A 24,562-nucleotide genomic window follows, 5' to 3' on the forward strand; every position below is an offset into this window, starting at 1 on the left:
GCTCGATCAGTCCTTCTGTCCGCGGGCGTTTCGGCGTTGGCTCCTGCGTCCGCGCGCCGAGGGTACGGTCCGGCCGACGATCACCGTACGGCGGGCGGAGCCACGGCCCCGCGCCGGTTCCGGTTCGGGCTCGGTGCGGCGGCCGAGCGCCTGCCGTACGCCGTAGCCGAAGGCGGCGACCTTGACGAGGGGGCCGCCGAAGGTGGAGGCGACGGTGGTGGAGAGCGCGGAGGCGTTGGAGGTGACCTCCTGGACGTCGCTCGCGATGGCGTCGACCTTGTCCAGCTGGGTCTGCGCGGAGCGCACCGTCGCCGAGGCGTCGGCCAGCAGCGGAACGGCCTGTTCGGTCACGTCCGCGACGAGTTTGGTGGTCGCCCTGAGCGTCTGGGCGAGCCTCACCAGCACCACGGCGAGGAACGAGACCAGGATCGCCCAGAAGACGGCCACGAGGATCCCGGCCACCTCTCCACCGGACACAGTGCACCGCTCTCTGCTTGTCGATCGGCCCCTTCGGGGGCTTGTCTCCGTCGGTGCCGCCCGGCTGCCGCCCGCGCGCCCGATCGTCGTCCCACGAGCCTATCGCGCCGCGCATCTCCTCCCCTACCGCATTCCCCGCGGGCCGGACCGGAGTTGTCCGGCGAGATTGTACGGAGAGCTTTCAAGCCAGTACGCTCCGTGTTTCATGCGACGCCTGCAGGACCCCTGCCCGAATCCCGATGGTCCCGACGCCCGTCCCGTGGCGGCGCCCGGCACCCTCCCGGCCGAACTGACCCGGTTCGTGGGCCGCGAGGACGAACTGGCCGAGCTGGGCGGGCTGCTGGAGGAGTCCCGGCTCGTCACCGTCGCCGGAGTGGCGGGGGTGGGCAAGACCCGGTGCGTGATCCGGGTCGCCGCACTCCGGGAGAAACGGTACTGCGACGGCGTCCTGCTGGCCGAGCTGTCCACCGTCCGCGACGCCGACCTGCTGGAACACGCCCTGATCGACGCCCTGGGGCTGGCCGATCACACCAGCCGGCCGCCGCGCGCCGTCCTCGTCGAGCACCTCCGCGAGCGCCGGACGCTGCTGGTGATCGACGGCTTCGAGCACCTCGTCGACGCCTGCGCGGACCTCGTCACCGATCTGCTGCGCCGGGCTCCGGGCCTCCAGGTGCTCGCGGCCGGGCGCTGCCCGCTGCGGGTGGACGGGGAACGGACGTATCCGCTCGCCCCGATGTCCGACCGGGACGCGGTGGAGCTCTTCACCGAGCGGGCGCGCGGGGTGCGGCCGGGCTGGGAACCGGCGACGGACGAGCGGGCGGCCGTGCTGGAGCTCTGCCACCGCCTCGACGGCATTCCGCTGGCCCTGGAGCTGGCGGCCGGGCGGCTGCGAGCCCTCTCGGTGGACCAGGTGCTGCTGCGCCTCGACGACCGGTTCCGGCTGCTGACCGGCGGCCGTCGCGGTGCGCCGCCGCGCCATCAGACGCTGCGGACGGCGATCGGCTGGAGCCATGAGCTGTGCACGCCCGAGCAGCGGCTGTTGTGGGCGCGGCTCTCGGTCTTCGCCGGGCAGTTCGATCTGGAGGCCGCCGAGTACATCTGCGGTGGGCCGGATCTGCCGGCCGACGCGGTGCTCGATGTGCTGGACGAGCTGATCGCGCAGTCGGTGGTGGAACGCGAGGACGGCCCGGCGGGGGCCCGCTACCGGCTGCTGGACACGGTCAGCGAGTACGGGGCGCAGTGGCTGGCGGCGACCGGGGACGCCGAGCGGCTGCGGCGCCGGCACCGGGACTGGTTCCTGGGGCTCGCGACCTGGTGCGAGCTGGACTGGTTCAGTCCGCGCCAGGCGGAGGTGGCGGCGCGGATCGACAGCGAACTGCCCAATCTTCGCCGGGCGATGGAATGTTCGATGGAGAGCCCCGACGAGGTGCATCTCGCGCAGCATCTGGCGGGCACCCTGTGGTTCTACTGGACCGGCTGCGGGCGGCTGTCCGAGGGGCGGCACTGGCTGGACCACGTGCTGGAGGAGCCGACCCCGCACGATGCCGCACGGCTGAAGGTGCTGTGGGTGCTGGGCTATGTGGCGGTGCTCCAGGGCGACGCGGTGGGCGCGATCTCGGCGCTCCAGGAGTGCCGGGAGGAGGCCGAGCGCCGCGGGGACGCGACGGCGCTGGCGTACGCGGTGCACCGCACGGGGTGTCTGGCGATCGTGACGGACGACATGGAGCGCGCCGAGGAGCTGCTGCGCGAGGCGCTCGGCCGGTACCGCGAGGTCGGCGAGCTCAACAGCAACGTCCTGATGGCTCAGGTGGAGCTGGCCATGGCGGTGGCGTTCCTCGGCGATCTGGACGCGGCGGCGGTGATCTGCGACGAGGTCCGCGAGATCTGCGAGGACCACGGCGAGCGGTGGGCACTGGCGTACGCGCTGTACGTCCTGGCGTACGCGGCGCTGCGGCGGGGGCGGCCGGCCCGGGCGCGGCAGATGCTGGGCGAGTGCCTGACGATCGGCCGGACGTTCAACGACCTGCTGGGCACGGTGCTGTCACTGGAGCTGCTGGCGCTGGTGACGGCGGTGGAGGGGGACGCCGGGGAGGCCGCGGTGCTCCAGGGTGCGGCGGAGGGCATCTGGCCGTCGGTGGGTCTGCAGCTGTTCGGTTCGGCGTTCTACGGGCGGCCCCGGGTGGAGTGCGAGGAGCAGGCGCGGCGGGAGCTGGGGAACGCGGCGTACGAGGAAGGGCTGCGGGCGGGGAGGCGACTGGATCCGGCCACGGCGGTCGACCGGGCCCTGGCCGGTGGCGGACCGGGCGCGCGGGTGGACGCGCCGGGCGCGGGCGGGGTGCCGGCGCCGGGCGGGCCCGGGGGAACGCGAAGGCCCGCCGCCTCCCGGATGACAGGGAGGGGCGGGCCGGAGCGCTGGTGAGAGCGGCTACGCCTGGATCAGCGGGCGTAGTACTCGACGACGAGCTGCTCGTCGCAGATCACCGGGATCTCCTTGCGGTTCGGGTCCCGGTCCAGGCGGAAGGCCAGGGCCTTCAGGTTCACCTGGAGGTAGCGCGGGGTCTCACCCTCGGTGTCGTAACCACCCTCGCGGGCCACCTGGAAGGGGACCTTGGAGCGGCTGCGCTCGCGGACCTGGACGATGTCGTCCGGGCGCACGCGGAAGGACGGCTTGTCGACCTTGCCACCGTTGACCTCGATGTGGCCGTGGACGACCATCTGACGGGCCTGGTAGATGGTGCGGGCGATGCCCGAACGCAGGACCAGGGCGTCGAGACGGCGCTCGAGCTCGACGACCAGCGCCTCGCCCGTCTTGCCCTCGGCCTTCTTGGCGCGGTCGTAGGCGCGCGCCATCTGGCGCTCGCTGATGTCGTACTGCGCACGCAGGCGCTGCTTCTCCAGCAGACGGACCTTGTAGTCCGAGTTCTGCTTGCGACCACGGCCGTGCTCACCCGGCGGGTACGGACGAGCTTCGAAGTACTTGACAGCCTTGGGCGTCAGGGCGATGCCGAGGGCACGCGACTTCTTGACCTTGGGACGCGACTGGTTAGGCACGTTCTCCAGACCTCCGTTGTAGGTTAGGTTAGGCTTACCTTACTCAAGGAGATCGCATGTCTCGCCCTGGGAACACCACTCACGTCACGGACAGCACAGACAGCGGCAGCACCTCAGAGGAGGATGCTGCTACGACGGAAGGCCGATCAGATCGTGGTCAGCCGCGTCCCAGCGGGCTAGAAAACACTCGGATGCCGTCAGCAGCCGAGCGCACACGAACTCTCGTACAGAGTACCTGCTCCGCGCTGCTCGTCGTACCGGGGCTCGATCTGGCCCGCGCCGAACCCCTGGTCCCGGACAGCCGGAGCGTGGGGCCCGAGGGCGATGTGTTCCTCGAATTCGCCGCGGATTCCCCGGCCGTTCGGGCCGCGACGCACGCGCAGGGCGACGAGCTGACCGCCGTGCTGGAGATCACGGACGTCGCTCCCGTCTCCGTACCGCACCGGATCCGCGGCCGGGCCTGGGTCTCCGGCTGGCTCACCTCCGTCCCCGGCATCGCCGAGCCCGGCCGGATGATGCTGCGCCTGGAGTTCGGCGAGGCGTACGTGGACGACCTCTGGGGCGCCGAGGACATCGAGCCGGAGGACTTCCGCGACGCGGCCCCCGACCCGCTGGTCCTCCACGAGGCGGAGCTGCTCCAGCACCTGGCCTCCGCCCACGACGAGCAGATGCGCACGCTGTGCGGGCTGCTGGGCGAGCGGACCGCCCGGGCCGTGGCGCCGAACCAGCCGAGCGCCGTGCCCGTGGCACTGGACCGCTTCGGGCTGCGGGTGCGCTTCATCGAGAGCAGGGAGGCGTGCTTCGACGCCCGCTTCGAGTTCCCCGAGCCCGTGCGGGACGTCACCGAGCTGCGTCGCGCCATGCACACCCTTTTCGAGGCGGCCGCGTCCTGACCCGGGCGGGATGAGCACCCCTTACTCCTGCTCGCCGCCCTCGCCGGCGCGGCCGAGGCGCTCGCGGACGCGCTCGACGACGTCCGCGTACCGCGCCTCGGCGCCGTAGCGGGTGGGTGTGTAGTACTGCCGGTCGCGGACGGCGTCCGGGGCGTACTGCTGGGCGGCGATGCCGCCCTGCACATCGTGCGGATAGACATAGCCCTGGGCGTGGCCGAGCTTGGCCGCGCCCTTGTAGTGGCCGTCGCGCAGATGGGCCGGGACGGGTCCGGCCAGTCCTCTGCGCACATCGTCCTGCGCGGCGGAGATCGCCAGCGTCGCCGCGTTGGACTTGGGGGCGAGCGCCAGCGCGATGGTGGCGTGGCTGAGGGTGAGCGCCGCCTCCGGGAAGCCGATCATGGCGACGGCCTGGGCGGCCGCCACCGCCGTCGGCAGCGCGGTGGGATCCGCGAGCCCGATGTCCTCGCTGGCCGAGATCATCAGCCGCCGGGCGATGAACCGGGGGTCCTCCCCCGCCTCGATCATCCGGGCCAGATAGTGCAGTGCCGCGTCCACGTCGGAACCGCGGATCGACTTGATGAGCGCGCTGGCCACGTCGTAGTGCTGGTCGCCGTCACGGTCGTACTTCACGGCGGCGCGGTCGACGGTCGCCTCGACCGTCTCCAGCGTGATCTCCGCCTCGTGCGTGGCGATGGCCGCACCGGCGGCGGCCTCCAGCGCGGTGAGCGCCCGGCGCGCGTCGCCGCCGGCGATCCGCAGCAGATGCGCCTCGGCGTCCTCGGGCAGGGTGACCGCCCCGCCGAGCCCCCGCTCCTCGGTCAGCGCCCGGCGCAGCAGGGAGCGCAGGTCGTCGTCGGTCAGCGGCTCCAGGGTGAGCAGCAGGGAGCGCGAGAGCAGCGGGGAGATGATCGAGAAGTAGGGATTCTCCGTGGTGGCGGCGATGAGCGTCACCCAGCGGTTCTCGACGGCGGGCAGGAGGGAGTCCTGCTGGGCCTTGGAGAAGCGGTGGATCTCGTCCAGGAAGAGGACGGTCTCCTTGCCGAAGCCACCGGTGGCGCGACGCGCGCTCTCGATGACGGCGCGGACCTCCTTGACGCCCGCGGTGATCGCGGAGAGCTCCACGAAACGCTTGTTGGTGGCTTTGCTGACCACGTACGCCAGGGTCGTCTTGCCGGTGCCGGGCGGGCCCCACAGGATGACGGAGGACGCCCCCGCCGGACCGCCCCCGTCGCCGACGAGACGGCGCAGGGGCGAGCCCGGCTTCAGAAGATGCTGCTGGCCGACGACCTCGTCGAGAGTGCGCGGACGCATCCGGACAGCGAGGGGGCTGCTGGACGGGTCCTTCTCCTGGCGGTCTTCGGCGGCTGCGGTAAAGAGGTCGGGCTCCACGTCATGAAGCCTAAGCGACCCCACTGACAGCCCGACCAGGGGCGGGTCCGACGGCTCAGCTGGTCCAGAAGTCCCACCAGCGGGTCAGGATCAGCATGCCGATGATCCCGATCCACATCACCGGAAGCACCCAGGGGAACTCGGTGAGCCCGTTCCGCAGCCAGGCCGGGGCCGGGAGGATGCGGTGCTTGACGTTGTGCGTGGTCACGTAACAGAACATGACGATGGTGGCGACCCAGGCCAGGCAGCACCACAGGCAGAGCGAGTTGATGTTGTACAGCGACTGGTACTGGAGCCAGGTGCAGAAGCCGACCCCGAACAGCGTCCCGGCGTTCAGCCCGAGCCAGAACCAGCTGCGGTAGCGGGCGCCGGCGAGCAGGCCCATCCCGATCGCGATGACCATGCCGTACGTGACGAGCCCCAGCATCGGGTTGGGGAACCCGAACGCGGAGGCCTGCTCGCTCTTCATGATGTTGCCGCACGCGACGACGGGGTTGAGGCTGCAGCCGGGGGTGAAGGAGGGGTCCTCCAGCAGCTTGAACTTGTCGATCGTGATGACCCAGGAGGCCAGCAGGCCGGCCGCGCCGGTGATCACCAGAAGCAGGGCCAGACCGCGTCCGGCCCCGAAGGTGCGCTTGCGGCCGCCCTCGTCCTGATCGGAGGAGAGGTCGTGGTCTACCGCTGCAGTCGTCATATCGCCGTTCCGTCACCGAGTGGTCAGCCGGGCAAGGTCATTGTGCCGCACCCCTGCACCGGTCCACCGTTCGATGGACATAAAGGTGTACGCCCGGTGGGCAGCGGATCGCCGGCCGCGCGGAATGCTCGGACCCATGACGGAACTCGTGGTGAACGTGCGCGGACTGCGCAAGCGGTACGGCGGTGTGACCGCGTTGGACGGCCTGGACCTGGGCATCCGGCGCGGTGAGGTGTGCGGACTGCTCGGCCCGAACGGCGCCGGGAAGAGCACCTGTGTGGGAGTGCTCCAGGGGCAGCGGGACCGGGACGGCGGCCAGGTGGAAGTCCTCGGCGTCGACCCCGCGACGGCCGACCGCCGTCAACGGTCCCGGGTCGGGATCGTCTGGCAGGATGAATCCGCGCCCGCCGAGTTGACGGTGCGGGAGACGGTGCGGCACTTCGCCCGTTACTACCCGCGCCCGCGCGACCCCGACGAGATCATCGCCCTGGTCGGCCTGGAAGCGAAGGCCGGGTCCCGGACCAAGGCCCTCTCGGGCGGTCAGCGCCGCCGTCTCGATGTGGCGCTCGGAGTGATCGGCTCCCCCGAACTCCTCCTGCTCGACGAGCCGACCACCGGCTTCGACCCGGCGGCCCGGCGGCAGTTCTGGGAGCTGATCCGGCTGCTCGCCGACGGCGGCACCACCATCCTCCTGACCACGCACTACCTGGAGGAGGCCGAGGCGCTCGCCGACCGGCTCGTGGTCGTCGCCTCGGGCACCGCGGTCGCCGAGGGAACTCCCGGGGAACTGCGGGCCCGGTACGGCACCCGCGCCACGGTCCGGTGGACGGAGCCCGACGGAACGCCGCGCTGCGAGGAGACCGGGACGCCGACCCGTACGGTCACCGCGCTCGCCGGCCGGTTCGGCGGAGAGGTCCCGGGGCTCCTGGTCACCCGGCCCACGCTCGAAGACGTCTATCTGCGGCTCACCGGGCAGTCGGAGGCCGTCCGATGACCCCGCGGGACACCACCGGCCTGCCCGGAGCGTGGCGCCTGGGTCTGCTGCGCGGCGGTCTGGAGCTGAAGCAGTTCTTCCGCCTGCGCGACCAGGTCGTCTTCTCGCTCGCCTTCCCCGTCGTCCTCCTGGTGCTGCTCGCCTCGATCTTCGGCGGCGATGTGGCCGACGGCGAGGTCCCCGTCTCGCAGATCTATGTGGCCGCGATGCTCGGGGCGGGCATCATGGCGACCAGCTTCCAGTCGCTCGGCATCTCCATCGCGATCGAGCGCGACGAACGGCTGCTGCGTCGGCTGATCTCCACACCGATGCCGCCCGCCGCCTACTTCCTGGGAAAGGTGTGGCTGGTCCTGGTCACCGGGGCCCTGGAGGCCGCCGTCCTGCTGGCGGTCGGAGTCGGACTGTACGATCTCGACCTGCCCGGGGACGTGTCCACCTGGCTGACGTTCGGCTGCATCTTCCTGCTCGGGACGGCGGCCTGCGCGCTGCTCGGCATCGCGATCAGCAGCCTGCCCGGGTCGGGCCGGAGCGCGGGGTCGGTGGTGATCCTGCCGTTCCTGGTGCTCCAGTTCATCTCCGGGGTCTACATCCCGGCCGGCGAACTGCCCGACTGGATGCTGAACATCGGCGCCCTGTTCCCGCTGAAGTGGATGTGCCAGGGCTTCCGCGGGGTCTTCCTGCCCGAATCGGCCGCCGTGCTGGAGCAGGCGGGCGACTGGGAGTTCGGCCGGATCGCCCTGGTGCTGGGCGCGTGGTGCATCGGAGGATTGCTGCTGTGTCTGCTGACGTTTCGCTGGAAGAGCCGGCGCGACGGCTGACCGGCGCGGACGGAGCGCGCGACTCCGACGTCTGGGTCCGGTCGCTGCGCCCCTGGGACGGCTATTTCGCCGTCGTCTGGGTGGTCACGCTCGCCGTGGTCCTCGGTGCCGCCCAGCCCTCGTGGCCGTTGCGGGCGGTGGCGGCGTCGATCGTGGCGCTGAACCTGCCGTGGTACGTCCTGGTGGGCCGCCCGGCCGTGCTGGACGACACCGGGGACCAGGGGCCCGCCCGCCGGTATGTGGTGGGGGCGATGCTGCTGTTCCTCCCCACCGCGGTCCTGGTGAACGAGACGCAGCTCGTCACGTTCGCGCTGGCCCCGCAGTGCTTCATGCTGCTGCGGCTGCGGGGCGCGCTGTGGGTGCTGGGCATCATGGGCGCGGTGCCGTTCGCGGGCTGGACGCTGCTGTGGCGGCCGTCGCTGGGCGAGGGGGTCTTCCGGCTTCTGCTGGCGGTGGCGACGTTCGCCTTCAGCGCGTTCCTGGGGCAGTGGACGATGCGGATCATCGCCCAGAGCCGGGACCGGGCCGCTCTGATCGCCGAGCTGGAGGCGGGCCGCGAGGAGATCGCCCGGCTGTCGGCGGCGCACGGGGCGCTGGCGGAGCGGGAACGGATGTCACGGGAGATCCACGACACCCTGGCCCAGGGGTTCACCAGCCTGCTGATGCTCTCCCAGGCCGTGGAGTCGGAGCTGGAGCACGACCTGCCGCAGGCCCGGCGGCATGTGGCGCTGATGACGCGGACCGCCCGGGAGAACCTCGCCGAGGCCCGGGCGCTGGTGGCCGGGGGCTCCCCCGCCGATCTGGCCGGTACGTCGCTGGCGGACGCCCTGGAGCGGCTCACCGACCGGCACACCGCGCAGACCGGGGCCCCGGCGCGGCTGACGGTGAACGGCGGTGTCCGGCCGCTGCCGACCGCGTACGAGGTGGTCGCCCTGCGCGCCTGCCAGGAGGCCCTGGCCAACACCCGTAAGCACGCGGGCCCTTCCGTACCGGTGACGGTGCTGCTCGCGTACGCCCCCGACGCCCTGACCCTGTCCGTACGGGACGAGGGGTGCGGCTTTGACGCCCGGGCGCCACGCGAGGGTTACGGTCTCGACGGGGTACGGGCCAGGGCCGAGGAGGCGGGCGGCGGTGCGGAGGTCCGGAGCGCCCCGGGCTCGGGGACCTCGCTGACCGTGACCCTGCCGCTCTCCCCCGCCACCCTTCGAAGGAGCACCTGATGATCCGTGTCCTGCTGGCCGACGACCACCCCGTCGTACGGGAGGGGCTGCGCGGAATGCTGGACGCCGAGGCGGACCTCGACGTGGTCGGCGAGGCCGACAGCGGCCCCCGTGCCGAGGCCCTGTGCGCCGAACTGCTGCCGGACATCGTGCTGATGGACCTGCGGATGCCGGGCGGCGGGGGCGTCGAGTCGATCCGCCGGATACGGGCGGCGGGGCTGCCGTGCCGGGTCGTGGTGCTGACCACGTACGAGAGCGACGGCGACATCCTGCGGGCGGTGGAGGCCGGGGCGTCCGGCTATCTGCTCAAGGACCTGGGCCGGGGCGAGCTGGCGGACGCGATCCGGGCCGCGGCGCGGGGCGAGACGGTACTCGCGCCGACGGTGGCGACCCGGCTGGTGGACCGGCTGCGCGGGGTGCCGGAGCTGCCGCGGCTCTCGGAGCGGGAGACGCAGGTGCTGCGGCTGGTGGCGGAGGGGTGCACCAACGCGGAGATCGGGCGGAAGCTGTTCATCGGGGAGTCGACGGTGAAGACCCATCTGCTGCGGATCTTCGGCAAGCTGGGCGTGAGCGACCGGACCGCCGCGGTGACCGGGGCGATGCGCCACGGGCTGCTGTAGACGAGTGCGGCGCGGGCGGGAGGACCTGGAGTCCTCCCGTCCGCGCCGTGCTCCGTGCTCTCGTCAGCCGAGCCGCTTCGCCAGCTCCGCCGCCGCCTCGGCCAGCGGCACCGCGCTCTGCTCGCCGGACTCCATGTCCTTGAGCTGCACGACACCCTCGGCGAGATCACGCTCGCCCGCGACCAGGGTGTAGCGCGCGCCCGAGCGGTTGGCGCTCTTCATCGCGCCCTTCAGGCCCCGGCCGCCGAACGCGAAGTCCGCGGCGATGCCCGCGCGGCGCAGCTCGGTGACGACGCCGAACAGCACCCGGCGGGCCTCCTCGCCGAGCGGGACGGCGTAGACGCTGGTGGTGGCGGGGAGGTCGAGCTCGACGCCCTCGGCCTCCAGGGCGAGGACCGTGCGGTCCACGCCGAGCGCCCAGCCGACGGACGGCAGCTCGGGGCCGCCGATCATCTCGGACAGGCCGTCGTAGCGGCCGCCGCCGCCCACCGCGGACTGCGAGCCGAGACCGTCGTGGACGAACTCGAAAGTCGTACGGGTGTAGTAGTCGAGGCCGCGCACCAGCTTCTCGTCGTCCTCGAACGCGACGCCGGCCGCCGTGAGCAGGGCCCGGACCTCTTCGTGGTACGCCTTGCACGCGTCGCACAGGTAGTCGCGGAACTTCGGGGCGTCGGTCAGCTGCTTCTGCACGTCGGCCCGCTTGTCGTCCAGGACGCGCAGCGGGTTGATCTCGATGCGGCGGCGGGTCTCCTCGTCGAGGTCCAGGTCGCGCAGGAAGGTCTGGAGCGCCTCGCGGTAGACCGGGCGGCACTCCTTGTCGCCCAGCGAGTTCAGCAGGATGCGGAACCGGCGCAGGCCGAGCGAGCGGTACGCCTGGTCGGCGAGGATGATCAGCTCGGCGTCCAGGACCGGGTCCTCGGTACCGATGGCCTCGGCGCCGACCTGCGAGAAGTGGCGGTAGCGGCCCTTCTGCGGGCGCTCGTAGCGGTAGTACGAGCCGGAGTACCAGAGCTTGACGGGGAGGTTGCCGGCCTTGTGGAGGTTGGCCTGGAGGGCCGCGCGCAGGACGGAGGCGGTGCCTTCGGGGCGCAGGGCCAGCTGGGAGCCGCCCTTGGTGGTGAGGGTGTACATCTCCTTGGTGACGATGTCGGTGGACTCACCGACACCGCGTGCGAAGAGCTCGACGTTCTCAAAGCCGGGTGTCTCGATGTAGCCGTAGCCGGAGTCGCGCAGGGGCGCGGAGATGGCCTCGCGCACCGCCAGGAACTTCGCGGAGTCCGGCGGGGTCAGGTCGTACGTGCCCTTGGGGGCCTGAAAGGTGCTCACGTGATTACGTCTCTCGTCTACAGTCCTCGGCGCGGCGCCGCATCCAGGCCGTTCATGAACGGATTGGTGGCGCGCTCGCGGCCGATGGTCGTCTGGGGGCCGTGGCCGGACAGCACCACGGTCGAGTCGTCGAGCGGCAGGCACACACGGGCCAGCGACTCGAGCAGCTCGGCGTGGTCGCCACCGGGCAGGTCGGTGCGTCCGACGGAGCCGGCGAAGAGCAGGTCGCCCGAGAAGAGGACCGGCGGAATGTCCGCGGCCTCGGGCATCCCGAACGTCACCGACCCCTTGGTATGGCCGGGCGCGTGCGAGACGCCGAACTCCAGACCGGCCAGGGTCAGCTTCGACCCGTCGGTCAGCTCCTTGACGTCGTCCGGCTCCCCCACGGTCAGCTCGCCCATGAGCGGCATCCCGATGGAGCGGCCGAGCGCCTTCTCCGGGTCGCTCATCATGTAGCGGTCCTCGGGGTGGATCCAGGCGGGGACGTCATGGGCGCCGCAGACGGGCACGACCGAGGCGACGTGGTCGATGTGGCCGTGGGTGAGAACGACGGCGACGGGCTTGAGCCGATGCTTCTTCAGCGCTTCCTCGACGCCCTGGGCGGCCTGGTGGCCCGGGTCGATGATCACGCACTCCTCACCGGCGGCGGGGGCGACCAGATAGCAATTGGTCCCCCAGGCCCCGGCGGGGAACCCGGCAATAAGCACGATCGTCCTTAATGTTCGGCGGAGGATGCGGCCCGCAGTACAAGGATGCGGCGGATCAGAGCCTACCGGCGCTCCTCATGACACAGGTAACCCATATACGGTACGGGCAGCTCAGGCCCTCATCCGACGATCCACGACGTAACAAGGAGCCCAACCGGTGTCCAGCAGCGAACAGCGGCGGCGGCAGCTCGCCCGGGAGAAGTTCGAGCGCCAGCAGAAGCGCCGCGAGGAAGCCCGCCGCAGGACGAGGCGCATCACCGCGATCGTCGCGGCCTCGGTGGCCGTGGTCGCCGTCGTGGGCGTGAGCGCGTTCGTCGTGGCGGGCAAGGACGACGACAAGGACAAGAAGAGCGAGGCGGCGGCGAGCCAGACCCCCACTCCGGAGCCTTCGGAGAGCGAGAGCAAGGCTCCGCTCCCCGCGATGAAGATCGACAAGAAGGCGAAGTACACGATGTCGCTCACGACGAGCCAGGGCGACATCGCGTTCTCGATGGACGCGGCGAAGACCCCGCAGACCGTGAACTCCTTCAAGGCGCTCGCCGACAAGGGCTACTTCGACGACACCAAGTGCCACCGGCTGACCACCCAGGGCATCTTCGTGCTCCAGTGCGGCGACCCCAAGGGCGACGGCACGGGCGGTCCTGGCTACAACATCCCGGACGAGAACCTGGACGCGCTCGGCAAGGCGGGCGACGACGGTACGGTCGTCTACCCGCCGGGCACGGTGGCGATGGCCAACACCGGTCAGCCGAACTCCGGCGGCAGCCAGTTCTTCCTGGTCTACAAGGAGACGAAGCTCCCGCCCACCTACACGCCGTTCGGCACGATGGACGACGCCTCGCTGAAGGCCGTCGAGAAGGTCGGCGCGGCCGGGGTCGAGGGCGGTGCGGGCGACGGCGCCCCGAAGAAGGCCGTGACGGTGGAGAAGGTGTCCGTCGAGAAGAGCTGAGCCCGCGGGACGGCGACCGGCGGGGAGGGGCCTCCGCCCGGGCGGAGGCCCCTCCCCGCCCGAGCGGAACCCGAGCGGAGAATTTCAGCCGCGCTGAGTGCGGACAGCCGGGTGGCCGGTCGCCTAGATTGGCGTTGTGCAGGGCGGGCGAGGCCCGCCCCAGGAAACTGTGGACGATGCCCGGGGGGCGAACCCCCTCGCAGGCATCAGGTGGAGGAGGCGCTGTGAGCAGCGACCCGTGGGGCCGCGTCGACGAGACGGGCACCGTGTACGTGCGTACAGCCGAGGGCGAGCAGGTCGTCGGATCGTGGCAGGCCGGTTCCCCCGAGGAGGCTCTGGCCTATTTCGAGCGCAAGTACGACGGCATTGTGGTCGAGATCGGCCTCCTCGAACGGCGGGTGAAGACCACCGATCTGTCGGCTAAGGACGCGACGACGGCCATCGACCATCTGCGGCAGCAGGTCGACGAGCACCACGCGGTGGGCGACCTGGACGCGCTGCGCAAGCGGCTGGACGCGCTCGTCGCGACGGTCGAGGCGCGGCGTGAGGAGCGCAAGGCGCAGAAGGCCAAGCAGACCGACGAGGCCAAGCAGGCCAAGGAGGCGCTGGTCGCCGAGGCCGAGGAGCTGGCGCGGAGCGAGCAGTGGCGGTCGGCCGGCGAGCGGCTGCGGGCGCTGGTGGACACCTGGAAGGGTCTCCCCCGCCTCGACCGCAAGTCGGACGACGAGCTGTGGCACCGCTTCTCCCACGCCCGCTCGGCGTTCTCCAAGCGGCGCAAGGCCCACTTCGCCGCGCTGGACGCCCAGCGCGAGGAGGCCCGCAAGGCCAAGGAGAAGCTGGTCACCGAGGCCGAGTCGCTGTCCGGCTCCACGGACTGGGCCGGCACGGCGGCGCGCTACCGCGACCTGATGACCGAGTGGAAGGCGGCGGGCCGCGCCCAGCGCGAGGCCGAGGACGATCTGTGGAACCGCTTCCGCGGCGCCCAGGACATCTTCTTCGCCGCCCGCGGCGAGGTCTTCGCGGAGCGGGACGCCGAGCAGGGCGAGAACCTCAAGCTCAAGGAGGAGCTCGCCACCGAGGCCGAGAAGCTGGTGCCGGTGAAGGACCTGAAGGCGGCCCGCGCCGCGTTCCGGTCCATCAACGAGCGCTGGGAGGCCATCGGCCACGTACCGAGTGACGCCCGCCCGAAGGTCGAGGGCCGGATGCAGGCGGTGGAGCGGGCGCTCCTGGAGTCCGAGGAGTCCGAGTGGCGCCGGACGAACCCGGAGGCGCGGGCCCGCGCCGCGGGTCTGACCGGTCAGCTCCAGGCCGCCGTGGACAAGCTGCGCGGCCAGATCGACACCGCGCGCGCCCAGGGCAACAACGCCCGCGCGGACAAGCTGGCCAAGGAGCTGGAGGGCCGCCAGGCGCTGCTGGACCAGGCGCTGAAGGGCCTGGAGGAGTTCGGCGGCTGAGAAGCCCACAGGCAGGGCCCCGGTACGCGATGCGTACCGGGGCCTTTCCCGTGTTCGCGGTCACGGGACAGGGACCGGGCGGCGAACACCGCCCACCACGAACAGCGCCAGGACGGTCAGCGCGGCGCCGGCCCACAGCACGCTCGTCGTGCCGATGCCGTCGACGGCGAAGCCGCCGAGGAGCGCGCCCAGCGCGATGGACAGGTTGAACGCCGAGACGTACAGCGAGGTGGCCGCCTCGGTGGCGTCCGGTGCGGCGTCGAGTATCCAGGTCTGGAAGGTGACCGGCACCGCACCGTAGCCCAGCCCCCACAGCACCAGGATCGCCCCCGCCGAGAAGGCGCCGGTGTCGGCGAGCGCGAGGACCGCCATGGCCGCCGTGAGGACCACCGAGATGCCCATGACGCAGCGCCGGAGGTGGCGGGTGACGAGGGCTCCGGCGATGAAGTTGCCGCAGATCCCGGCGACTCCGAACGTCAGCAGCAGCACGCTGATCGAGCTGTCGGCCACTCCGTCGCCCTGGAGGATCGGCCGGACGAACGTGTAGGCGAGGAAGTGGCCGGTGATGACCAGGAAGGTGAGGGCGATACCCACCCGGACACCGGCGTTGCCCCGGAAGACCTGCGGCAGGGCCGAGAAGGTGACGGTCCGCCCGGCCGGGACCCTGGGCATGAAGAAGAGCATGCAGGCCAGGGAGACAAGACCGAGGATGCCCACGGCGGCGAACGCGGTGCGCCATCCGCTGAGATCGCCGATGAGGGTTCCGCTGGGCACGCCCAGGACGGACGCGGTCTCCACCCCGCCGAAGATCACAGCGGTGGCCCGGGCGACGTGCCTCGCCGGTACCAGGCGCAGGGCGATGCCGCCGGCGATGGACCAGAAGCCGCCGACGCTGAGGCCGATCAGGAACCGGGCGACGAGGACCACCGTGAAGCTGGTGGCGAAGGCGGAGGCCAGATTGGCCGCGCCCATCAGGCCGATCAGGACCACCAGGACGATACGGCGGTCGATGTGCCCGGTGGCCACGGTGACCAGGGGCGCCGAGACCGCGGCGACCAGGCCGGGCACCGTCACCATGAGCCCGGCGGTGCCCTCGGAGACGTCGAGGGCCTGGCCGACGGGGGTGAGCAGGCCCACGGGGAGCAGCTCGGAGGTCATCAGGGAGAAGATGCCCAGGGTCACCGCCAGGACGGCGAGCCAGCCCTTGACGGGTGAGGGACCGGTGGCCGTGGTCGCCCCGGTCTCGACGGTGGTCACGGGGTACCGGGTGTCTTGCGCGTGGTGACGTTCATCCGGTTCCACGCGTTGACGGTGAAGATGAGGGCGATGAGCTGGGCGAGCTCCTTCTCCTCGAAGTGGCGTGCGGCTTCCTCGTACACCGCGTCCGGCACTCCCGCGGGCAGCAGGGTGACGGCTTCGGTCAGGGCGAGGGCGGCCCGCTCCTTCTCGGTGAACAGACTCGACTCCTCCCAGCCGGAGAGCTGGTGCATCCGCTCCTCCGACTCCCCGGCCTTGCGGGCGTCCCCGGTGTGGTAGTCGATGCAGTAGGCGCAGCGGTTGATCTGCGAGGCGCGGATCTGCACCAGTTCCAGCAGGACGGGGTCGAGCCCTTCGCGGGCGGCGGCGTCGAGGGCGAGGACCGCCTTGAAGACCTTGGGAGAGACGGCGGCGAAGTTCATGCGCTGAGGCACCTGAAAAGTGGTCATGAAAGGACCGTAGGCGCGGAAGCGACCCGGAACGGGGTGCATTCTCAGGGCAAAATCATGGGTCAATCGCCGGGCGTCAGGACGCGGTGGCCGCACGGAAAAGGCCGTGACGTGACCTCGGTACGGTCACGCCACGGCCTCGGTTTCGGCGACGCCTACGGCCTGCGGGCGGAGGTGACCCGGTAGACGTCGTAGACGCCCTCCACACCACGTACGGCCTTCAGGACGTGGCCCAGGTGCTTGGGGTCGCCCATCTCGAAGGTGAAGCGCGAGGTCGCCACCCGGTCACGGGACGTCTGGACGGCCGCCGAGAGGATGTTGACGTGCTGGTCGGAGAGGATCCGGGTGACGTCGGAGAGCAGCCGGGAGCGGTCCAGCGCCTCGACCTGGATGGCGACCAGGAAGACGGACGACTGGGTGGGCGCCCACTCGACGTCAAGGATGCGCTCGGGCTGCTGCGACAGCGACTCCACGTTGACGCAGTCCGCGCGGTGCACGGAGACGCCGCTGCCCCGGGTGACGAAGCCGATGATCGGGTCGCCGGGGACGGGCGTGCAGCAGCGGGCGAGCTTGACCCAGACGTCCTCGACGCCCTTGACGACGACGCCGGGGTCCGCGTTGGCGCGGCGCTTGCTGCGGCCGCCGTGCGAGGGCGGGGTGGACTCGGCGATGTCCTCGTTGGCCTCGTCGTGGCCGCCGAGGGCCTGCACCAGCTTCTGGACGACGCCCGCCGCCGCGACATGGCCCTCGCCGATCGCCGCGTACAGCGAGGAGATGTCCGGGTAGCGCATCTCGTGGGCGAGGGTGACCAGGGAGTCGCCGGTGAGGATGCGCTGGATCGGCAGGTTCTGCTTGCGCATGGCCCGCGCGATGGCGTCCTTGCCCTGCTCGATGGCCTCGTCGCGGCGCTCCTTGGAGAACCAGGCGCGGATCTTGTTGCGGGCGCGCGGCGACTTGACGAAGCCGAGCCAGTCCCGTGAGGGTCCGGCGCCGGCCGCCTTGGAGGTGAAGACCTCGACCAGGTCTCCGTTGTCGAGCGTCGATTCGAGCGGGACGAGCCGCCCGTTGACGCGTGCTCCTATGGTCCGGTGGCCGACCTCGGTGTGGACGGCGTAGGCGAAGTCGACGGGGGTCGCGCCGGCGGGCAGCGCTATGACATCGCCCTTCGGCGTGAAGACGAAGACCTCGTTGCGCGAGAGGTCGAAGCGCAGGGACTCCAGGAACTCGCCGGGGTCCTCGGTCTCCTTCTGCCAGTCCAGGAGCTGGCGCAGCCACGCCATGTCGTTCACCGTGTCCTGGCCGCGCCCGGTGTTCTTGGGGACGTCGGTACGGACCTTGGAGGCGCCCGCCACGGCCTCCTGCTTGTACTTCCAGTGGGCGGCGATGCCGTACTCGGCGCGGCGGTGCATGTCGAACGTACGGATCTGGAGCTCGACGGGCTTGCCGCTGGGACCGATCACCGTGGTGTGCAGTGACTGGTACATGTTGAATTTGGGCATCGCGATGTAGTCCTTGAACCGCCCGGGGACCGGGTTCCACCGGGCGTGGACGGTGCCGAGCGCCGCGTAGCAGTCGCGGACGGTGTCGACGAGGACGCGGATGCCGACCAGGTCGTAGATCTCGGCGAAGTCGCGGCCTCGCACGATCATCTTCTGGTAGACGCTGTAGTAGTGCTTGGGGCGGCCGGTGACGGTGGCCTTGATGCGGGCGGCGCGCAGGTCGGACTGGACCTCGTCGGTCACTATGGCGAGGTATTCGTCGCGCTTGGGGGCCCGCTCGGCGACGAGGCGGACGATCTCGTCGTACATCTTGGGGTAGAGGATCGCGAAGGCGAGGTCCTCCAGCTCCCACTTGATGGTGTTCATGCCCAGCCGGTGCGCCAGCGGGGCGTAGATCTCCAGCGTTTCGCGGGCCTTCTTCTCCTGCTTCTCCCGCTTGAGGTAGCGCATGGTGCGCATGTTGTGCAGGCGGTCGGCGAGCTTGATGACGAGGACCCGGGGGTCCTTGGCCATGGCGACGACCATCTTGCGTACGGTCTCGGCCTGGGCGGCCTCGCCGAACTTGACCTTGTCCAGCTTGGTGACGCCGTCGACGAGCAGGGCGACCTGGTCGCCGAAGTCGCGCTTGAGGGTGTCGAGGCCGTACTCGGTGTCCTCGACGGTGTCGTGCAGCAGGCCCGCCATCAGCGTCGCCGGGTCCATGCCCAGCTCGGCGAGGATCGTGGTGACGGCCAGCGGGTGGGTGATGTAGGGGTCGCCGCTCTTGCGCTTCTGGCCCCGGTGCCAGCGCTCGGCGACCTGGTAGGCCTTCTCGATCTGGCGGAGCGTGGCCGTCTCGATCTTGGGGTCGTTGCCCCGGACCGTACGCAGGAGGGGTTCCAGGACCGGGTTGTACGGGCTGGAGCGCTGTACGCCCAGTCGGGCGAGGCGGGCCCGCACCCGGTTGGAGGAGCCGCCGGAGCGGGACGCGGAGCCGGTGGCGGATCCGGACTTCGCGGGGGGCCCGGGGGGCGGGGGCTTGGGCGCGGCAGGGGCCGGTTTCCTGGCCGGAGGCTGCACGGGGCCCGTCGTCCCGGCCGGTTTCGGCGGGGCTTCGGGGGCCGCGGGCTTCACGGGAGGAGCGGCGGGCTTCGCCGCCCGGGGGCGCACGGAATCGGCGGCCGGCTCGGCGGGCGCGGGCTCCGGCGCGTTCGAGGGCGCAGCCTTCTCGGGCGTGGCGGGGGCCGCCACGGGCTTGTCGGGCTGCGGGGCGGCGGCTGACTGGGCCTCGTCTGGCAAGAGCGCTCCTCGTGCGGATCCGGGGTACCCGGAGAGCCCATGGTATCGATCCCCCGGCGGGACCTCGTCCGGGGACGGTGGGAGCCTGCACAACGAGGGACGGGCACCCCGTGTTCCCGGGTGCCCGTCCTGGTGTGCTCGATGTCCGTCGCCGGACGGCGGTCCGCTGTTCAGACCGTGATCAGGGCCTCCAGCGGGGTGCCGGCGAGGCCCGGCTCCAGGCGGGCGCGGCCCTTGAGGAAGCCGAGCTCCATGAGCACCGCGACGCCCGCGACCTGGGCGCCGGCCCGCCGGATGAGGTCCAGCGAGGCCTCGGCGGTGCCGCCGGTGGCGAGGACGTCGTCGATGACCATGACTCGGTCCTCGGCGTCGAGGTCCTCGGCGTGGATCTCGATCTCCGCGCTGCCGTACTCCAGCTCGTAGGTCTGGCTCAGCGTGGCTCCGGGGAGCTTTCCGGCCTTGCGGACCGGGACGAAGCCGATGCCCGCCCGGACCGCGACGGGCGCGGCCAGGATGAAGCCGCGCGCCTCCAGGCCGACGATCTTCGTGGCTCCGTGCCGTACGCACAGCTCCGCGAGGGCGTCGGTCAGCGCCGTGAAGGCGACCGGGTCCGCGAGCAGCGGGGTGATGTCCTTGAACACCACGCCCGGCTTCGGGTAGTCCGCGACATCGCGGATCCGGCTGAGCAGCAGCTCCCTGAGGGATTCGGTGGTGCTCGTCATCGCTCAGCGCTTCCCGGGGGTGCGGTGCGACCGGGGGCGGCCGATCGCCGTGCCCGCGGTCTCCGCGTCGTCACGCAGGTCCTCGGGGCCGTCGTCGGGGGACTCGCCCTTGGCGGCCGCGGCGGCCCGCTTGGCCAGGACCCGCTTCTTCAGCGCCTTCATCTGCGGGTCGCGTTCCTTGAGGTCGGCGACGAGCGGCGTGGCGATGAAGATCGAGGAGTAGGCACCGGCGGCGAGACCGACGAACAGCGACAGAGAGATGTCGTTCAGCATGCCCGCGCCGAGGACGCCGCCGCCGATGAACAGCAGACCGGCGACCGGCAGCAGCGCCACCACGGTGGTGTTGATGGAACGGACCAGGGTGCTGTTGATCGACCGGTTGGCGATCTCGCTGTACGTGAAGCGGGTCTGCTTGGTGATGTCCTTCTGGCCCTCCTTGAGGCTGTCGAAGACGACCACCGTGTCGTACAGGGAGTAACCGAGAATGGTCAGCAGACCGATCACCGTGCCCGGGGTGACCTCGAAGCCGACCAGGGCGTAGACGCCGACGGTGATGGTGATGTCGTGGATCAGCGCGATGAGGGCGGCGACGGCCATCCGCCACTCGAAGGCGATGGCCAGATAGATCACCACCAGGATCATGAAGACCCCGAGTCCGGTCCACGCCTTGTTGGCGATCTGCTCACCCCAGCTGGGGCCGACCAGGTCCGCGTTGATGTCGTTGGCGGGGATGCCGAGCTCGTCGGAGAGGGTCTCCTTGATCTCGTTCGCCTTCGCGGTGTCGACCTCGGTGATCTGGATGCGCAGACCGCCGTTGCCGAGCTCCTGGACGATGGCCTGGTGGCCGGAGGCCTCGGTCGCCACGTCCGTGGCCTGGGCGGTGGAGATCTGGGCCTTGGTGTCGGTCGTGAAGACCGCGCCGCCCTTGAACTCGATGCCCATGCGGAGGCCGCCGACCGCCACGCCGATGATGGCCGTGATGGTGATCAGTATCGAGACGCCGTACCAGATCTTGCGGTTGCGGATGAAGTCGTAGCCGACCTCACCGCGGTAGAGCCGGGCGCCGAGATTGCCGAGTCGCGACATCTCACGCCTCCTTCGGTTCGGTGGGGGCGTTGACACGGCGCGAGCGGCGCAGCGGCGGCTGGGCGCCGAGCCGCTCCGGGTCCAGCCCGGACCACGGGCCGCCCTTCGAGAAGAACTTCGTCCGGCCCATGAGCGTCATCAGGGGCTTGGTGAAGAGGAACACCACGACGACGTCGAGCAGGGTGGTGAGGCCCAGCGTGAAGGCGAAGCCCTGCACCTTGCCGACGGTGACGATGAAGAGCACCGCGGCGGCCAGGAACGACACGAAGTCGGAGACCAGGATGGTGCGGCGGGCGCGCGGCCAGGCGCGCTCGATGGCCGGTCGCAGCGTGCGTCCTTCGCGGATCTCGTCTCTGACGCGTTCGAAGTAGACGATGAAGGAGTCCGCTGTGATGCCGATGGCGACGATGGCGCCGCAGACGGCTGGGAGGTTCAGCGCGAAGCCGATGGCCGGCCCCAGCAAGGACATGATCGTGTAGGTCAGGATGCCGGAGACCAGAAGGCTCAGCAGCGCGATGAACGCGAGACCCCGGTAGTAGACGACCAGGTAGATGATGACCAGTGCCAGACCGATCGCACCGGCGATCAGGCCCGCCTGGAGCTGCTCGCTGCCGAGCGCGGCGGTCACCGTGGTGACGCTGACCTCCTTGAAGGTCAGCGGCAGGGCGCCGTAGGAGAGGATGTTGCCGAGGTCCTCGGCCGACTGCTGGTCGAAGCTGCCGGAGATCTGGGCGTTCTTGCTGAGCGCCTGGCGCACCGACGGTGCGGAGACGACCTCGCCGTCGAGGACGATCGCGAACTGGTTCATCGGCGGCTGCTGCTGCGAGAGCCGGCCGGTGATCGTCTGGAACTTCTTGGCGCCGGCGGAGGTGAACTCCATCGACACGATCCACTCGCCGGTCTGCTGGTCGATGGCGCCCTTGGCGTCGTCGACGTCGCTGCCGGAGACCTCGGCGGGGCCGAGGATGTACTTCTCGTAGCTGCCGGGGACGTTCGAGCCGCAGGCGACGATCGAGTCGGTGGCCTTGGCGTTCTTGCCCGCGTCGGTCCGCTGCTTGGGGTCGGTGCAGTCGAGCTTGGCGAACTCCTCCTGGAGCTTCGCCGTGGCCGGGTCCGCGGAGGGCGACGCCTCGGGCGACTCGGACGCCTTCGGCTTGTCGGAGGCGCCGGGGGTCGGGTCGTCCTTCTTCAGGGCGCCGGTGACCGCGCGGCCCTGGGTGGTGGCGCTCGCCGAGGGGGTGGCCTCCGAACCGGTGGCCTCCTCGCCCTGGGGCTTGTCCTCGTCCGTCGCCTTGTCCTCACCCTGGGCGGACTCGCCGGGCTTCGGGGTGCCGGAGGCCGAGGGGCTGGCGGAGTCGGAGGGCTTGGGCGCCTCGGGACCGCTCGCCTGCACCGTCAGAACAGGCCGGAAGTAGAGCTGGGCGGTGGTACCGACCTGCTCCTGGGCCTGCTTGGAGTTCGTCCCCTTGGGGATGTTGACGATGATGTTCTTGTTGCCCTGGGTCTGGACCTCGGCCTCGGAGACGCCCAGACCGTTGACCCGCCGCTCGATGATCCCGACCGCGGTGTCCATATTGGTCGGGTTGATCGCGTTCGGCTTGCCGGGCTGGTTCTGCGCTTCCAGCGTGATCGACGTGCCGCCGGCCAGGTCGATGCCCAGCCGGGGTGTGGTGTGCCCGGACAGGAACATCCCGCCGGCGAGCGCGACCATGACGATGAGGATCAGAGCCAGGGCACGCCCCGGCCTGCCCTGACCGCCGGCCGGCCCTCGGCCCTTCTTGGGTGCTGCCACCTTCTCGTTTCTCCCTGTCCAACCGCCCCGCGCCGGGTACGCGCCCGAGCGGCCACGAAGTGTAGTGGGGACCCTGCCCCCGCAGACGACCGCACGGTCCCGGGGACGCCCCGCGCCGGTGGGCGCGCGACGTCCCCGGGATCGTGAGAACTACTTGGAGTCGGCGTCGCCGTCGGTCTTGCCCTCGCCCTTGGCGTCCTTGGCCGTGGCGTCCTCGGTCTCGGCGTCGTCGGCCGCGTCGTCCTTGCCCAGGTCGATCTTGGCGACCTCGGCGTCGGCGTCACCGGTCAGCGAGGAGGCGTCGTCGGGAACGACGGTGCCGTCCGCGTCCAGCTCCTGGTCGTCGCCGTGGACGATGCGGTTGTACTCCGCGTCGTCGAGGACGGCGCCGATGGCGTTCTTCGCGTAGACCGCGTGCACGCCGGGGGCGACCTCGAGGAGCACGGTGTCGTCGTGGACTTCCTTCACGGTCGCGTACATGCCCCCGATCGTGCGGACGCCGGTACCGGGCTGCATGTCGTTGCGCATCTGCGCGGCCGCCGCCTGCTTCTTCTTGGCGGAGCGGGTCATCAGGAACATGGCCCCGATGAGCACGATGAAGGGGAGAAGAGTGATGAGATCCACGGGACGGGAATTCCTTCGCACGACCGCGACTGGAATGCGGCCTCTATATACGGGGGTGGGTACACCGACCGGTTAGGGCGGCATCGGCGGAGTCTAGATGAGTCCGCATCGATGGAACAACGCCCAGCATGGCACCCGGGTTCCTGTCCACGCGAACCTGTGACATATCACGCCCCGAACAGGCCCTGTTGTCCCTTTGCTCCGTGCTGCGGCGGTACCAGCCCCAGGTGGGCCCAGGCCGCGGGGGTGGCGACCCGGCCGCGCGGGGTCCTGGCCAGCAGTCCTTCCCGTACGAGGAAGGGCTCCGCGACCTCCTCGACGGTCTCGCGCTCCTCCCCCACGGCGACGGCCAGGGTGGACAGGCCGACGGGGCCGCCGCCGAACAGCTTCAGCAGGGCGCCGAGGACGGCACGGTCCAGCCGGTCGAGGCCGCGGGCGTCGACCTCGTACACCTTGAGGGCCGCCGCGGCGATCTCCCGGTCGATCGCTCCCTCCGCCTTGACCTGGGCGTAGTCGCGGACGCGGCGGAGCAGCCGGTTGGCGATACGGGGGGTGCCCCGGGAACGTCCGGCGATCTCGGCGGCGCCCTCCACGTCGATCCCGACGTCCAGCAGGCGGGCGGAGCGGTGGACGACGCGCTCCAGCTCGGCGGGGGCGTAGAACTCCATGTGCCCGGTGAAGCCGAAGCGGTCGCGCAGCGGGGGCGGCAGCAGTCCGGCCCGGGTGGTGGCCCCGACCAGGGTGAAGGGGGGCAGCTCCAGCGGGATCGCGGTGGCGCCGGGTCCCTTGCCGACGATGACGTCGACCCGGAAGTCCTCCATCGCCATGTAGAGCATCTCCTCGGCCGGCCGGGACATGCGGTGGATCTCGTCGAGGAAGAGGACCTCGCCCTCCTGGAGGGAGGAGAGGATCGCCGCGAGGTCGCCGGCGTGCTGGATGGCGGGGCCCGAGGTGATGCGGATCGGGGCGTTCATCTCGGCCGCGATGATCATCGAGAGGGTGGTCTTGCCGAGGCCGGGGGCGCCGGAGAGCAGCACGTGGTCGGCGGTGGCGCCGCGGGCGCGGGCGGCCTTGAGGACCAGGTCGAGCTGTTCGCGGACCTTCTCCTGGCCGACGAACTCGTCCAGGTCCTTGGGGCGCAGCGCCGCCTCGACCGCGGTGTCCTCGCCGTCCGCGTCGGCGTCGACCAGCCGGTCGTCGAAGACCGGGCCGGTCGGCTCGTCAGTCTCGGGTCCGGTCTCGTCCCAGTTCATCAAGGGCCTC

General features: G+C 71.0%; 22 protein-coding genes. 8 read left to right on the forward strand and 14 right to left on the reverse strand.

The features are described from left to right. Positions 1-6: 6 nt before the first annotated feature. Positions 7-462: a DUF948 domain-containing protein gene (locus IE140_RS19755; RefSeq protein WP_032768154.1), complete on the reverse strand. Its 456-nt coding sequence runs from the start codon at positions 460-462 to the stop codon at positions 7-9. Positions 463-682: 220 nt separating this feature from the next. On the opposite strand from IE140_RS19755, the gene IE140_RS19760 reads away from it, so the two are divergent. Then, positions 683-2,896 (forward strand): ATP-binding protein, encoded by a 2,214-nt coding sequence (locus IE140_RS19760; protein WP_150195814.1) that lies wholly within the window; start codon positions 683-685, stop codon positions 2,894-2,896. A gap of 17 nt (positions 2,897-2,913) precedes the next feature. Here IE140_RS19760 and rpsD read toward each other — a convergent pair whose 3' ends face one another. Then, a complete protein-coding gene (gene rpsD, locus IE140_RS19765) occupies positions 2,914-3,528 on the reverse strand; it encodes a 30S ribosomal protein S4 (RefSeq protein ID WP_006123201.1) in 615 nt (204 codons plus the stop codon). A gap of 191 nt (positions 3,529-3,719) precedes the next feature. Between rpsD and IE140_RS19770 the strand changes: the two genes are divergently transcribed. Beyond that, positions 3,720-4,421, forward strand: a complete 702-nt coding sequence (locus IE140_RS19770) for a DUF2470 domain-containing protein (RefSeq protein ID WP_150195816.1) — start codon at positions 3,720-3,722, stop codon at positions 4,419-4,421. 21 nt (positions 4,422-4,442) lie between these two features. Here the strand turns inward: IE140_RS19770 and IE140_RS19775 are convergent, their stop codons facing one another. Continuing rightward, positions 4,443-5,810, reverse strand: a complete 1,368-nt coding sequence (locus IE140_RS19775; RefSeq protein ID WP_006123203.1) for a replication-associated recombination protein A — start codon at positions 5,808-5,810, stop codon at positions 4,443-4,445. Positions 5,811-5,865: 55 nt separating this feature from the next. After that, complete coding sequence (locus IE140_RS19780; protein WP_006123204.1) at positions 5,866-6,504, reverse strand: vitamin K epoxide reductase family protein; 639 nt, start codon at positions 6,502-6,504, stop codon at positions 5,866-5,868. A 136-nt stretch (positions 6,505-6,640) separates the two neighbouring features. Between IE140_RS19780 and IE140_RS19785 the strand changes: the two genes are divergently transcribed. Genes IE140_RS19785 through IE140_RS19800 form a run of 4 tightly spaced genes read left to right on the forward strand, consistent with a single transcriptional unit; the run spans position 6,641 to position 10,156 of the window. Continuing rightward, entirely contained in the window at positions 6,641-7,498 is an 858-nt protein-coding gene (locus IE140_RS19785) for an ABC transporter ATP-binding protein (RefSeq protein ID WP_150195818.1), read from the forward strand. Continuing rightward, complete coding sequence (locus IE140_RS19790; protein WP_150195819.1) at positions 7,495-8,316, forward strand: ABC transporter permease; 822 nt, start codon at positions 7,495-7,497, stop codon at positions 8,314-8,316. Before IE140_RS19785 ends, IE140_RS19790 begins: the two co-directional genes overlap by 4 nt. After that, a complete protein-coding gene (locus tag IE140_RS19795) occupies positions 8,274-9,536 on the forward strand; it encodes a sensor histidine kinase (protein ID WP_167533511.1) in 1,263 nt (420 codons plus the stop codon). Before IE140_RS19790 ends, IE140_RS19795 begins: the two co-directional genes overlap by 43 nt. Next, complete coding sequence (locus IE140_RS19800) at positions 9,536-10,156, forward strand: response regulator (protein WP_093438724.1); 621 nt, start codon at positions 9,536-9,538, stop codon at positions 10,154-10,156. Before IE140_RS19795 ends, IE140_RS19800 begins: the two co-directional genes overlap by 1 nt. Positions 10,157-10,219: 63 nt before the next feature. On the opposite strand, the gene hisS is transcribed toward IE140_RS19800, so the two are convergent. Further along, on the reverse strand, positions 10,220-11,482 hold the full coding sequence (hisS, locus tag IE140_RS19805; protein ID WP_150195823.1) for a histidine--tRNA ligase: 1,263 nt from the start codon (positions 11,480-11,482) through the stop codon (positions 10,220-10,222). 17 nt (positions 11,483-11,499) lie between these two features. Continuing rightward, positions 11,500-12,189: an MBL fold metallo-hydrolase gene (locus IE140_RS19810; RefSeq protein ID WP_032768143.1), complete on the reverse strand. Its 690-nt coding sequence runs from the start codon at positions 12,187-12,189 to the stop codon at positions 11,500-11,502. A gap of 157 nt (positions 12,190-12,346) precedes the next feature. Here IE140_RS19810 and IE140_RS19815 point away from each other — a divergent pair, with 157 nt between their 5' ends. Together IE140_RS19815 and IE140_RS19820 are read left to right on the forward strand one after the other, a co-directional pair. Next, positions 12,347-13,138, forward strand: a complete 792-nt coding sequence (locus tag IE140_RS19815; RefSeq protein WP_032780907.1) for a peptidylprolyl isomerase — start codon at positions 12,347-12,349, stop codon at positions 13,136-13,138. A gap of 224 nt (positions 13,139-13,362) precedes the next feature. Next, a complete protein-coding gene (locus IE140_RS19820; RefSeq protein WP_150195825.1) occupies positions 13,363-14,592 on the forward strand; it encodes a DUF349 domain-containing protein in 1,230 nt (409 codons plus the stop codon). A gap of 60 nt (positions 14,593-14,652) precedes the next feature. Here IE140_RS19820 and IE140_RS19825 read toward each other — a convergent pair whose 3' ends face one another. From IE140_RS19825 to ruvB, 8 genes are all read right to left on the reverse strand, one after another. Then, a complete protein-coding gene (locus tag IE140_RS19825) occupies positions 14,653-15,849 on the reverse strand; it encodes an MFS transporter (protein WP_150195827.1) in 1,197 nt (398 codons plus the stop codon). Continuing rightward, the gene (locus IE140_RS19830) at positions 15,846-16,298 is read right to left on the reverse strand and encodes a carboxymuconolactone decarboxylase family protein (protein WP_167533512.1); all 453 of its coding nucleotides are present in this window, start codon (positions 16,296-16,298) and stop codon (positions 15,846-15,848) included. Before IE140_RS19830 ends, IE140_RS19825 begins: the two co-directional genes overlap by 4 nt. Positions 16,299-16,453: 155 nt before the next feature. Then, complete coding sequence (locus tag IE140_RS19835; protein WP_032768135.1) at positions 16,454-19,075, reverse strand: RelA/SpoT family protein; 2,622 nt, start codon at positions 19,073-19,075, stop codon at positions 16,454-16,456. 170 nt (positions 19,076-19,245) lie between these two features. Next, entirely contained in the window at positions 19,246-19,797 is a 552-nt protein-coding gene (locus IE140_RS19840; RefSeq protein ID WP_150196570.1) for an adenine phosphoribosyltransferase, read from the reverse strand. Between the two features lie 3 nt (positions 19,798-19,800). Beyond that, positions 19,801-20,883 carry a protein translocase subunit SecF gene (gene secF / locus IE140_RS19845; RefSeq protein ID WP_093438737.1) on the reverse strand — a complete coding sequence of 361 codons (1,083 nt, stop codon included), beginning with the start codon at positions 20,881-20,883 and terminating at the stop codon, positions 19,801-19,803. A gap of 1 nt (position 20,884) precedes the next feature. Then, a complete protein-coding gene (gene secD, locus IE140_RS19850; protein WP_150196569.1) occupies positions 20,885-22,675 on the reverse strand; it encodes a protein translocase subunit SecD in 1,791 nt (596 codons plus the stop codon). Positions 22,676-22,825: 150 nt separating this feature from the next. Continuing rightward, positions 22,826-23,299 carry a preprotein translocase subunit YajC gene (gene yajC / locus IE140_RS19855; RefSeq protein WP_150196568.1) on the reverse strand — a complete coding sequence of 158 codons (474 nt, stop codon included), beginning with the start codon at positions 23,297-23,299 and terminating at the stop codon, positions 22,826-22,828. Positions 23,300-23,466: 167 nt separating this feature from the next. Then, positions 23,467-24,552 (reverse strand): Holliday junction branch migration DNA helicase RuvB, encoded by a 1,086-nt coding sequence (ruvB, locus tag IE140_RS19860; RefSeq protein WP_093438743.1) that lies wholly within the window; start codon positions 24,550-24,552, stop codon positions 23,467-23,469. Positions 24,553-24,562: the final 10 nt, after the last annotated feature.

It is taken from the genome of Streptomyces parvus (assembly GCF_014648875.1).
Lineage (GTDB): Bacteria > Actinomycetota > Actinomycetes > Streptomycetales > Streptomycetaceae > Streptomyces > Streptomyces parvus.

What these genes read in the sequence shown, in the direction of transcription:
- IE140_RS19790 (WP_150195819.1), top strand. Translation starts at nt 7,495, where the DNA reads ATGACCCCGCGGGACACCACCGGCCTGCCCGGAGCGTGGCGCCTGGGT.
- IE140_RS19760 (WP_150195814.1), top strand. Translation starts at nt 683, where the DNA reads ATGCGACGCCTGCAGGACCCCTGCCCGAATCCCGATGGTCCCGACGCC.
- secF (WP_093438737.1), bottom strand. Translation starts at nt 20,883, where the DNA reads ATGTCGCGACTCGGCAATCTCGGCGCCCGGCTCTACCGCGGTGAGGTC.
- IE140_RS19785 (WP_150195818.1), top strand. Translation starts at nt 6,641, where the DNA reads ATGACGGAACTCGTGGTGAACGTGCGCGGACTGCGCAAGCGGTACGGC.
- IE140_RS19770 (WP_150195816.1), top strand. Translation starts at nt 3,720, where the DNA reads ATGCCGTCAGCAGCCGAGCGCACACGAACTCTCGTACAGAGTACCTGC.
- ruvB (WP_093438743.1), bottom strand. Translation starts at nt 24,552, where the DNA reads ATGAACTGGGACGAGACCGGACCCGAGACTGACGAGCCGACCGGCCCG.
- IE140_RS19830 (WP_167533512.1), bottom strand. Translation starts at nt 16,298, where the DNA reads ATGACCACTTTTCAGGTGCCTCAGCGCATGAACTTCGCCGCCGTCTCT.
- IE140_RS19780 (WP_006123204.1), bottom strand. Translation starts at nt 6,504, where the DNA reads ATGACGACTGCAGCGGTAGACCACGACCTCTCCTCCGATCAGGACGAG.
- IE140_RS19800 (WP_093438724.1), top strand. Translation starts at nt 9,536, where the DNA reads ATGATCCGTGTCCTGCTGGCCGACGACCACCCCGTCGTACGGGAGGGG.
- IE140_RS19840 (WP_150196570.1), bottom strand. Translation starts at nt 19,797, where the DNA reads ATGACGAGCACCACCGAATCCCTCAGGGAGCTGCTGCTCAGCCGGATC.